The sequence below is a fragment of the Desulfosporosinus cupriresistens genome (assembly GCF_001707885.1).
Lineage (GTDB): Bacteria > Bacillota > Desulfitobacteriia > Desulfitobacteriales > Desulfitobacteriaceae > Desulfosporosinus.
Genome location: NZ_MASS01000123.1, coordinates 1 through 1,696, shown reverse-complemented (window position 1 = coordinate 1,696; position 1,696 = coordinate 1). Strand labels below are relative to the sequence as shown.

The 1,696-nt window shown below is 53.4% G+C and carries 1 rRNA gene; it reads right to left on the bottom strand.

Going from position 1 to position 1,696, the window contains the following annotated elements:
- Window positions 1–1,696 (bottom strand): 23S ribosomal RNA (locus DSBG_RS21435); the annotation flags it as partial.

The following is a 1,696-nucleotide window of genomic DNA, read 5'->3' as shown; positions in this document are numbered from 1 at the left end:
AGGTCAAGCCCTCGACCGATTAGTACCAGTCAGCTCCACACCTCACGGTGCTTCCACACCTGGCCTATCAACCTGATCATCTTTCAGGGGTCTTACCAGCTTATGCTGTGGGAAATCTCATCTTGAGGTCGGTTTCGCGCTTAGATGCTTTCAGCGCTTATCCGCTCCGAATATAGCTACCCAGCTGTGCCTCTGGCGAGACAACTGGTACACCAGTGATTCGTCCATCCCGGTCCTCTCGTACTAGGGACAGATCCTCTCAAATTTCCTGCGCCTGCGACGGATAGGGACCGAACTGTCTCACGACGTTCTGAACCCAGCTCACGTACCGCTTTAATGGGCGAACAGCCCAACCCTTGGGACCTACTACAGCCCCAGGATGCGATGAGCCGACATCGAGGTGCCAAACCTCCCCGTCGATATGGACTCTTGGGGGAGATAAGCCTGTTATCCCCAGGGTAGCTTTTATCCGTTGAGCGATGGCCCTTCCACTCGGTACCACCGGATCACTAAGCCCGACTTTCGTCCCTGCTCGACTTGTTGGTCTCGCAGTCAAGCTCCCTTATGCCTTTACACTCTTCGCGCGATTTCCAACCGCGCTGAGGGAACCTTTGGGCGCCTCCGTTACTCTTTAGGAGGCGACCGCCCCAGTCAAACTGCCCACCTGATACTGTCCTAATCCCCGCTTCAGGGGACCTAGTTAGAACTTCAGTACAAAAAGAGTGGTATCCCACCGTCGACTCCACCAAGGCTGGCGCCCTAGCTTCTCAGTCTCCCACCTATCCTGTACATTTTATACCAAAATCCAATGTCAAGCTACAGTAAAGCTCCATGGGGTCTTTCTGTCCTGTCGCAGGTAACCCGCATCTTCACGGGTATTACAATTTCGCCGAGTCCCTCGTCGAGACAGTGTCCAGATCGTTACACCTTTCGTGCGGGTCAGAACTTACCTGACAAGGAATTTCGCTACCTTAGGACCGTTATAGTTACGGCCGCCGTTTACTGGGGCTTCAATTCAAAGCTTCGGGTTGCCCCTAACCTCTCCTCTTAACCTTCCAGCACCGGGCAGGTGTCAGCCCCTATACATCTCCTTTCGGATTAGCAGGGACCTGTGTTTTTGTTAAACAGTCGCCTGGACCATTTCTCTGCGGCTCTTGTTGCCAAGAGCGCCCCTTCTCCCGAAGTTACGGGGCTATTTTGCCGAGTTCCTTAACGAGGGGTTTCTCGCGCGCCTTAGGATTCTCACCCCATCTACCTGTGTCGGTTTACGGTACGGGCACCTAGTCACTCACTAGAGGCTTTTCTTGACAGCTTGGAGTCGGTTACTTCGCTACTAATTTTCGCTCCCCTTCACGTCTCAGAGTTTCGCAGGGCGGATTTGCCTACCCTACCTCCTTCTCGCTTGGGCCAACTCTACCAACGGTTGGCTTAACCTATCCTTCTGTGTCACCCCATTGCTCAAACATTTCTAGGTGGTACTGGAATCTCAACCAGTTGTCCATCACCTACGCCTTTTGGCCTCGGCTTAGGTCCCGACTTACCCTGGGCGGACGAGCCTTCCCCAGGAAACCTTAGATTTTCGGCGGGAAGGATTCTCACCTTCCTTTTCGCATACTCATACCGGCATTCTCACTTCTATCCACTCCACCAAACCTTACAGTTTGACTTCTCTGCTGATAGAACGCTCCCCTACCCC